The sequence below is a fragment of the Vibrio sp. V39_P1S14PM300 genome (assembly GCF_009904765.1).
Lineage (GTDB): Bacteria > Pseudomonadota > Gammaproteobacteria > Enterobacterales > Vibrionaceae > Vibrio > Vibrio proteolyticus.
The window spans coordinates 1-9,756 of record NZ_WXWP01000317.1; the positions used below are offsets into that span (position 1 = coordinate 1).

8 protein-coding genes are annotated in these 9,756 nt (G+C 51.4%); 2 read left to right on the forward strand and 6 right to left on the reverse strand.

Annotated elements, in window-relative coordinates; genetic code table 11:
* The first annotated feature begins 103 nt into the window (after nucleotides 1-103).
* Together codB and CAG65_RS16185 are read left to right on the forward strand one after the other, a co-directional pair.
* Nucleotides 104-1,342, forward strand: coding sequence for a cytosine permease (codB, locus tag CAG65_RS16180; RefSeq protein ID WP_161454297.1), 1,239 nt, complete (start codon nucleotides 104-106; stop codon nucleotides 1,340-1,342).
* Between the two features lie 9 nt (nucleotides 1,343-1,351).
* The gene (locus CAG65_RS16185; protein ID WP_161454298.1) at nucleotides 1,352-2,629 is read left to right on the forward strand and encodes a cytosine deaminase; all 1,278 of its coding nucleotides are present in this window, start codon (nucleotides 1,352-1,354) and stop codon (nucleotides 2,627-2,629) included.
* A gap of 39 nt (nucleotides 2,630-2,668) precedes the next feature.
* Here the strand turns inward: CAG65_RS16185 and CAG65_RS16190 are convergent, their stop codons facing one another.
* The 6 genes from CAG65_RS16190 to CAG65_RS16215 form a co-directional block, all read right to left on the reverse strand.
* On the reverse strand, nucleotides 2,669-3,376 hold the full coding sequence (locus CAG65_RS16190; RefSeq protein ID WP_161454299.1) for an ABC transporter ATP-binding protein: 708 nt from the start codon (nucleotides 3,374-3,376) through the stop codon (nucleotides 2,669-2,671).
* Nucleotides 3,377-3,394: 18 nt separating this feature from the next.
* Complete coding sequence (locus CAG65_RS16195) at nucleotides 3,395-4,678, reverse strand: ABC transporter permease (RefSeq protein WP_161454300.1); 1,284 nt, start codon at nucleotides 4,676-4,678, stop codon at nucleotides 3,395-3,397.
* Between the two features lie 2 nt (nucleotides 4,679-4,680).
* Complete coding sequence (locus CAG65_RS16200; RefSeq protein WP_161454301.1) at nucleotides 4,681-5,895, reverse strand: ABC transporter permease; 1,215 nt, start codon at nucleotides 5,893-5,895, stop codon at nucleotides 4,681-4,683.
* Nucleotides 5,892-7,169, reverse strand: a complete 1,278-nt coding sequence (locus CAG65_RS16205) for a TolC family protein (RefSeq protein ID WP_237668838.1) — start codon at nucleotides 7,167-7,169, stop codon at nucleotides 5,892-5,894. The genes CAG65_RS16200 and CAG65_RS16205 overlap by 4 nt, the downstream gene beginning before the upstream one ends.
* Nucleotides 7,162-8,292: an efflux RND transporter periplasmic adaptor subunit gene (locus tag CAG65_RS16210; protein WP_161454302.1), complete on the reverse strand. Its 1,131-nt coding sequence runs from the start codon at nucleotides 8,290-8,292 to the stop codon at nucleotides 7,162-7,164. The genes CAG65_RS16205 and CAG65_RS16210 overlap by 8 nt, the downstream gene beginning before the upstream one ends.
* 182 nt (nucleotides 8,293-8,474) lie before the next feature.
* On the reverse strand, nucleotides 8,475-9,245 hold the full coding sequence (locus CAG65_RS16215) for a TerC family protein (protein ID WP_161454303.1): 771 nt from the start codon (nucleotides 9,243-9,245) through the stop codon (nucleotides 8,475-8,477).
* Between the last annotated feature and the right edge of the window lie 511 nt (nucleotides 9,246-9,756).

Consider the following 9,756-nt stretch of genomic DNA (forward strand, 5'->3'; position numbering starts at 1 on the left):
GCAATAAACTCATTGACTCTCAATTTTACATCATCATAATACGCGCCGTTTGCCTGGATTTTGGTAACGTAAGTTTTCGACAATCAGATAGCGGAGGTTAAAAATGGCTGCAGACAACAACTACAGTCTTGGTCCGGTGCCAGTATCGGCCAGAAAAGGAGTCGCATCACTGACCATGGTGATGCTGGGGCTGACATTTTTCTCCGCAAGTATGTGGACCGGCGGTTCACTCGGTACCGGCCTGAGTTTCAACGACTTCTTCCTTGCTGTACTCATCGGCAATCTCATACTCGGTATTTACACGTCTTGTCTTGGCTACATCGGCGCTTCAACCGGCCTCTCCACCCATCTCCTTGCGCGTTTTTCTTTCGGTTCTAAAGGCTCATGGCTGCCCTCAGCCTTGTTGGGTGGAACGCAAGTGGGCTGGTTTGGCGTCGGAGTTGCGATGTTTGCGATTCCGGTGCAAAAAGCCACCGGTATTGATACAGATATTCTGATTATCGTGTCTGGTTTAATGATGACTGCGACGGTCTATTTTGGCATTTCAGCTTTGATGATTCTGTCTGCCATAGCGGTACCGGCCATTGCAATTCTGGGGAGTTGGTCCGTTTCTGAAGCCATAAACAGTGTGGGCGGTTTGAGCGAGCTACAGACCACACAACCAACGCAACCTATTGACTTTTCGGTTGCTCTGGCCATGGTTGTCGGCTCCTTTGTCAGCGCAGGTACACTCACTGCCGACTTTGTTCGTTTCGGTAAAAAGCCAGCAGGCGCGGTCCTGGTGACCATGATCGCGTTCTTTATCGGTAACTCACTGATGTTTGTTTTCGGTGCAGCCGGCGCCTCAGTGACTGGTCAGTCGGATATTTCTGAAGTCATGATGGCACAGGGGTTATTGTTGCCTGCCATTATCGTCCTCGGTCTTAACATCTGGACCACCAATGACAACGCGCTCTACGCCTCCGATCTGGGTTTCTCCAACATTACCGGTCTGCCGAGCAAATTCATTTCTATATTCAATGGCCTGATTGGCACCCTGTGTGCGCTTTGGCTGTACAACAACTTTGTGGGCTGGTTAACCTTTCTTTCTTTGGCTATTCCGCCTATCGGTGGTGTGATCATTGCGGATTTCATGATAAATCGTAAGCGTTACCGTGATTTCTCGACCGCAGAGTTTCAGACCATCAACTGGGCCGCAATCTCCGCTGTCATCATCGGTGTGGTTGCAGGTCATTTCCTGCCTGGCGTGGTACCGGTCAACGCGGTACTGGGCGGGGCATTGAGTTACCTGATACTCAATCCTATTATCAACAAAAAAACACTCGCAACGCAGACGGCATAAGGACACGTCATGACAACATTACTGATAAAAAACGCCAGACTTGAAGGCGAAGAACCGCTCAAAAACATCTTGATTGAAAACGGCTGCTTCAGCCGGATCGACCCTGCGACGGACAGTGATGAATTTGCAGGCCAAATCCTTGATGCGAAAGGCGGCCTGGCTGTCGCTCCGTTTTGTGAACCACACATTCATTTAGATACCACGCAAACGGCCGGTGAGCCGGCCTGGAACATTTCCGGAACGCTGTTTGAAGGCATAGAGCGCTGGGCGGAGCGCAAAGAACAGCTCTCTATCGAGGATGTGAAAACACGTGCAACCCAAACCCTCAAATGGCAAATTGCCAACGGCGTGCAGCACGTCAGGACGCATGTCGATGTATCTGATCCCACTCTGATCGCTCTCAAAGCAATGCTTGAGGTACGGGAAGAGATGAAGCCCTGGGTCGACATACAGATCGTGGCCTTTCCTCAAGAAGGTATCCTCTCTTATCCCAATGGCAAAGCGTTACTCGAAGAAGCGCTCAAACTAGGGGCAGACGTGATCGGCGCAATCCCCCATTTTGAGTTCACTCGTGAATACGGTGTTGAATCACTGCACTATGTGTTTGAACTGGCGAAAAAATACGATCGACTGATCGACGTACACTGCGATGAAATCGACGACGAACAGTCCCGCTTCGTTGAAACGCTGGCGGCATTGGCGCACAAATACGCCATGGGTAATAAGGTTACAGCCAGTCATACAACCGCTATGGGTTCTTATAATGGCGCCTACGCGTCACGGCTATTCCGATTGTTGCGGATGTCCGGCATTAATTTTGTCGCGAACCCACTGGTGAATATCCACCTTCAGGGCCGTTTTGACGATTACCCTAAACGCCGTGGCGTCACCCGGGTGAAAGAGATGCTCAACGCAGGCATTAATGTCTGCTTTGGTCACGATGATGTATTCGATCCCTGGTATCCTCTCGGAACCGCCAACATGCTCCAGGTGCTGCATATGGGCCTACATGTGTGTCAGGTGATGGGCTATGACCAGATCAATGAGTCGCTCAAACTCATCAGCAGCCACTCCGCCCGCACGTTAAACATTCAGGATCACTACGGCATTGAAGTCGGCAAGCCAGGCAGTCTGTTGATCCTACCAGCAGAAAGTGGTTTTGATGCACTGCGCCGTCAGGTCCCGGTGCGCTACTCGATACGTCATGGCAAAGTGATTGCTGAGACGGCCCCGGCCGTCACGCAGATTCACCTTAAAAATTCAGAACCGGTCGATTTCCGGCGATGAGAAAAAAGGCGAGTGTCATCACTCGCCTTTTTATTATTTTCAAGCTGGCACCACAGGTGCCCGATCAGAAATCACCGCGCCATCTTTAATGGTGATCACGCGCCGGGTCCGCTCTGCCAAAGCGTTGTCGTGGGTCACGATGATCAATGTCCTGCCTTGCTGGTGAAGTTGATTGAACAACGCCTCGATCTCCGCTCCCGATTTTGAATCCAAAGCTCCGGTAGGTTCATCAGCCAAAATAATGTGTGGATCGTTCACCAGTGCCCTCGCGATCGCCACACGTTGTTTTTGTCCGCCTGACAGCTGATTCGGCTTGTGATCCAGCCTGTCACCCAGCCCGACCAGCTCAAGTAAGCGGGCAGCACGAGCACGTCGTTCTTTCGCTTTAACTCCGGAGTACACCAGCGGCAAGGCCACGTTGTCCAGCGCGCTCGCGTATTCCAGCAAATTGAAACTCTGGAACACAAAGCCAATTTTCTGATTGCGGATCGATGCCAGCGCATTGGCACTCAACGCCGAAACATCCTGTCCATCCAGATAATATTCACCGTTCGTCGGCTGATCCAGACATCCCAGCACATTCATCAGCGTGGACTTTCCCGATCCTGACGGGCCAAGGATCGCCAGAAACTCGCCCGGCGCTATCGTCAGATCAACCCCATCCAGTGCGCGGACTTCGGTTTCACCGCTAGCGTAGTACTTACAGATATTGTTGAGCCTGACCAAAGGTTTGTCGGATAACTTCATGATTTTTCGTTCAACTTTTTATTCACTTTGCAGTGCCTGCAACGGCGTAATACTGGCGGCACGATTTGCCGGTAGCCAGGCTGCAGCAACACCAATCACCAGTAGTGTCGCGATCACAATCGCCACCACCAGCCAGGACAACTCGGGAATAGGTTTACCCAGTTGCTCGTAAAACACGTTTCCGTCCAGATTCACCGCTCCGATTGCCGATACCATGGCGTAAGTCACTCCAAGTCCCATCACCCCACCCAACATCATTGTCAGCATGGACTGAATCAGATAGTGCCCCCGGATAGCTGTTGGGGTCGCCCCAACAGCCATACGCACACCGATGTCGCGGGTAGAGCGCTTCACGGTGGCATACATCACGTTGGCAATACCCACGCCTGCTACAGCCAGCGTAACGAAACCGATGATGCCAAGAAAGCTTTGTAAACCAACCAGAAACTGCTGCATGCTTTTTTGTTTTAAAAACATATCGTCGATTTGCACAGCCTGTTCGTCGGCCACATTGGCTCCATGTTTACGCGCCAGGATCTGACGTAAGGTCGCAGCCAAAACCAACCGATCGGCATGCTGACTTGGCTGGACATTGATCGCGCCGATATCACCATTTGTATGAAAACGTTGCCAGGTCGACAAAGGCACAAAACTGGAGTAGTTCACCGGATCGCCCCATTCGATATCCGCACTGTTTTTGGCCAGTACCCCAATCACGGTAAACTCTTCCGATCCGAGTTTGACCTTTTGACCCACCGGGTTCACTTTTAGCTTCACCGCAGCAAACCAATTAAACACTTCATTTGGGTTAAACAGATCCGCCGCGCTGGCATAACCCAACACGATCACCTTACGCTGCTCTTTTTGATCGAGCGGATTAAACCAGCGGCTGCCGGGCATCATCTTCAGTCTGGTCATGGTCGCATATTCCGTCGGAACCGCGATCGGGTTGCGCCACGTTCCCCGGTCACCAACGGAAAGTCGCTCATCCCATTCTGCGCTCGGCAGCGCAGTGAGTACCGCTGGTAACGCCTGCAACGCGGCGCTATCATCAACCTTGAGTTTGAGCGGTTGTCCCTCATGAAACACGCCATTGTCGATACTCGCCAGCCCACCCGTTACATACAAGAGATTGCCATTACCATTCTGGATCGTGCGAATAACACTCAGGCGGATCCCCTCTCCAACCGCGAGCATAGACGCAATGCACAACGTCGCCCAGGTGACAGCGAGAACCGTCAGCGTCAGGCGCAGTTTCTCAGCGGCCATTTCCTGAATAATTTGTCGCATCGGTAACAACATCGTCACACCCTCGCACTCAAAGCCACGACCGGCGTCAGTCTCGACGCACGGCGGGCCGGAAAATACGACGCCATCAAAGCCAGTGCGACAGTGACGAGCATGGAAACACCAATCGAACCTAGCGTGATCACCGGGGTTCCCATCCAGTCCGGTAGTGATAGTTGAACCAGTAAATGAACCGTCCCTGCGGCGACCAGCAAGCCTGTCAAAGTACCGACAACGACGAGAGTGAGCCCTTCGGCAAGGAACTGAATCATGACTGAGTTTTGCGTTGCACCGATGGCCAACCGAACCCCAATTTCACGGGTTCGCTCCGTCACCGAAAGGAACATAATGTTAGCGACCCCTAACGCGCCGACAGCCATGGTCATCGCCCCGCTGGCGGCGAGAAATAACTGGATCCCGCGTAATATCCCGTTGATCACATCCGCGCCATCACTAAGATCGGGCAGATGAATAGCGTCCGTATCACTAGGGTCGAAATGCAGCTGACCCGCGAAATAACGCAACAGGTTCTGGCGCAACAGAGGGCCATTGATCTCCTGTGCGGGCTTAACCAGCAGCAACCCTGGTTTGTCATTCCAGATATCCAGATAGGTGGTTCTTGGAATCAACACACGACGCTGATCGCCAAAGGAGATCCCCGAATTTACATCACTGAGTACACCAATGATGTAAAACGGGATACCCTTGACCTTAATCCTGTCCCCAACCGTCAGTTTGCCCATCTGAGCAATCTGGTTACCGACTATCGCAACACGGGTGTGGTTATTGAGATCCGAGGGGGTAAATCTCCTGCCTCCCGGCTTCAGAGTTAGCTGCACTAACGACAAATATGCGTCATCGGTACCGCCAACATTAGACGTGAGGGTCTGACCTTTGCCGTTAGTGACGGCCGCATCCCACTGTTCGTACATCAGCGCCAGTTTAGAAACGTACCCAGTTTGCATCAGACGGTTAGCCTGCTCCGCGGAGATTTGAATCGTCCGCCGTGCCGCTAATCCCTGCCATGGTTTACCGGTTTGAGAAGGTGCCACAATCTGAGTGCTGTTGGTCAGTAGAGCAAAAGCCGCACTCTGTTGGCGATAAAAACCTTCTCCCAACGCCATCAGAACCACCACAGAAATCACACCCCAGGATATGGCAATCACGGCCAGCGCACTTTTCATTCGGTGTGCCGTTAATGTCTGTCCGGTTTGTTGCAGCACGTTGATCATGAACGCAATGCTCCGGAAATCATGCTGATGGTGTTATCGTCTAGTTTACCGGCGGCTTGTAACAGGCCAATACGCTGACGCCAGTAGCCATACAAGTTCTGCTGCAGACTATTTCTGGCCGTAAACAAATCGTTGTGTGCATCAATAACGTCCGAGGCCTGCGCCATCCCCGCGTCATACAGTGTTTCTTTACTACTCAGCACTCGAGCACGGTAATCAACCAACTCTTTGGCCATCAGCACTTGTTGCCAGTTGAGCCTGACTTGCTCGAATTGTTGTTGAATGCGTTTTTGAATGTCGATCTCCACTTTGCGAACATCTTGCTTAGCACTGAGAATCGTCAATGATGCCTGATCCACTTTAGCCCGAGTCGCACCGTTTAAATCAATCGGCACACTCAATGATAGCCCGGCACTGAACTCGCCCTCTGAACGTCGATCGCCGTCCTGATACCCAAGGTTCCCCGTCAATTTCGGGTAATAACCGCCTTGTGCGACCTTTCTCGCGACTTCGCTAACCTTGAGTTTCTGCATCGCCACCAGCAATTCGGGGCTGTTATCTTTGGCCAATTTCAACCACTCGGTTTTGGTGCTGACCAGCATGGCAGGTTCCACCAGCGTATCGGTCTGAATCTCATCCACGTGTTCAGGCAGACGGTCTATCAGCGCCGCCAATTCAGCGCGCTTTTCTTCCAGTCTCGACTGGGCACTGAGAATCGCCGCTTTTTCCGAGATCTGGTTGGCGCGCATATCTTCGATGTCAATCGACTTCGTCTTACCCGCCCGGTAGCGCTTCTCAGAGATCCGCAGCAGCTTATCGCCTTCCGCCAGTTTGTTCTGTGCCAGTTGTAGGTCACCTTGAGCGCTGGCCACATCCAGGTATGCACTGATGAGCTGTTGAGCCAGCGCATTGTGTGCTTTTGACAATTCCAGCTCGGAGGCGACGTAGCTGGCCTGTGCCTGATCCAAACCGGACCATAGCGTGCTGTCCCAGATAGTCTGAGTAATGTCCGCCCCATAACTGGTTGCGTTTCGGTGATTGTCATTCCAGCTTGTGGACGCCGTAGCATTCATCGAAGGCAATAACGCACTGCGACTCTCGGAAACTTGCACTTCACCGGCACGAACTCCGATCTTTGCCTGCTCATACGATGGATCGTACTGTTTCGCCGCCTGCCAGGCCTCTTCAATCGACAGGGCATAACTTGGCATGGCCAACAACCCCACTGACATTACCAGCATGCCTCGCACCGGGCGCCAAATTTTGTTACCCATGCACTGCGTCCATCATGCTGTTGTCAATGATCTGCTCATCCAGACTGACGCCTTCAATGACTTCCACCTGAATACCGTCCGATAAACCGAGTTTTACCGGCTGGGAGTGAAAGCCCTGTTCAGAGTTATCCGGGATCAGGACGGTAGGCGTGTCCCCTTCAAACTTCAATGCACGCTCTGGCAACGTCAGAACATTCTGTGCCTGTTTGAGGGTGATTTTCGCGGTAGAGGAAAAACCGGAACGTAGCGTGACGGTATCCGGTATTTGCAGGTTGGCCACTTCCACCTCAAAGCCGTTATCAAAGCTCTTGGCTGAGGTGTCTGCCGGAGCATTGAGGTTTTCCGACTGAATCGCGACCTTGGTCAGTGTGCCGTGTATTTCGAAATCCGGAAACGGCGCTACCGTCAACACGACCGGCATACCCGGAGTTAACTGCGCAGCATCATGTTCGCTGACACTGCCTTTAAAAACCATGCTGTTCATGTCCGCCAGCGACATCATTTCTGTCGCCGCCTGACTGGATTCAGTCGAAATAATCGGTTCACCCACTTCGACTTTACGATTCAGTACCGTACCGTCAATCGGCGCATAAATGGTCGACGTCAGTTTGGAGTTGCCCACCGAGGCTTCCCCACTTTGAATCAGTTCCAGATTCTGGCGTTTTTGTAACACGTCAGCTGTTGCGGATTTCACCTCTGATCGGGCGGTGACATACTCGTCATAATTACGCGGAATGATATTCTGTGTGATCAGGCTTTCCAGATTGGCCAATTTCTGACGTGCCGATTCTAAATCCGCTTCACTGCGCATCAGCGCAGTAGAGGCTTCTGTCAAAGCTTGGGGCGTCGGATTTGGACGCACTTTTATCAGAGCCTGACCTTGTGTCACTTTCTGCCCAACTTGGACGTATATTTCACCCACAATGCCATCAATTTGTGATTTGATTGATACCGAGTGCGCGGGCACGATTTTACCCACCGCAATGGCTTGCTTTTCAATACTGCCTTTTTCTACACCAATGGTCGGAAAGGGTTGAGGTGTAGGGCCGGAGTTAACATAAAGAGACACACTACCGCCGACAATGCTGGCCGCTATCAGCGAGAGGCTCCAGGGTTTGGACATGAATGACTTCCATCTACGATTAAGGCTGTAGCCATCTGACTACGTTAGGATTGTTAAGTTCCGTCCAATAATACAGTGTACAAATCCACCCCAGCCATAGATTTAATGTATGGGTTTGTATTTACAATACGCGTAAAACAAAAAGGGAAGCGTTACGCTTCCCTTCTCTACTCAAGCCACATTTAACCGAGCATGGCTTGACGATTTTTACTCATCGGACGAATACGTCGAATCGCCACTGCACGATGCTGTTTATTTTTAATCTGGATATGGCATAGCTCCAGAATCAAACCAAACGCCATCGCAAAATACACGTAACCTTTGTTGACATGGATGGCAAAGCCTTCCGCCATCAACAAGCCACCGAGCAGCACCAGAAACAGCAACGCCAGTGTTTTGAAGCCCGGGTAACGAGTCACCAGGTTATTGATCTTTTCTGCGGTCATCGCCATCACCACTGCCGACGCCAGAATCGCCGCGACCATCACGGGAACATCTGAAGTCAGGCCGACAGCAGTAATCACCGAGTCCATCGAAAACACCGCGTCAACAGCAACAATCTGTAGCAACACGACCGCTAGTCCGGTACGAACTCGAGTGGAGTGCGCAGACTCGACATGCATCAACCACGACCAAAGTTCCTTAGCACTTTTGGTCAATAGGAAGGCACCACCCAGAATCATAATCGTGTCGCGTCCGGTAAAGGTCATACTGGCGACAGACCACAATGGTTGAGTCAAAGACATCACCCAGGATATCGAAAAGACCAACACGATACGCGCCATGACAGCTAAAGCAATACCCAGATTACGTGCAGTTCGACGTTGATAAGCGGGAAGTCGTTCACACAGCACCGAGATAAACACTACGTTGTCGACGCCCAAGACAATTTCAAGGACAAACAAAGTAGCAAATACGGCCAGAATTTCGGGTTGTAAGAAGAGTTCTAACATGATTCAGCCTCCGCATATAAGGAAGCCGAGAAGAAGTGAAGTCGCCTGAAGGGGTCGTCCATTGAGTTTTTTATACCTCTGTTACTTAGGGATCCGTAGTAAATCACCCTGGTGAAACTAAGGCAATAGTGGCAAGTGTAACAATTTATGACAAAAGAAAACCCCACCAAGCTCTCGCCTGGTGGGGTCGGTTCTTACTCGCAGCAATCCGGCTACTTTAGGTGCTCCCTGCATCTATTCCCTGATAGTAAGCTGCATCCTTCAGCACTTTCCGTATCATCGCCTTCCTAGCGGTGTCCTTTATCTGTCTTCCTGACAGACGTGCCTCAGTCCTTGAAGTTGTCCATTAACCTTCCGTAGTGTAACCATCCTAGTTACTGAGCTTCCAGCCAATGTCCTTCGCTTTCCTTGCCAATCATTCATCCTGAATAATCGAATCTTCTTCCTGAAGATGACCAATCCATGGGTCTTTCCTGTTCCGTGTCGGCATCCTGCTGACACCTTCAAGATT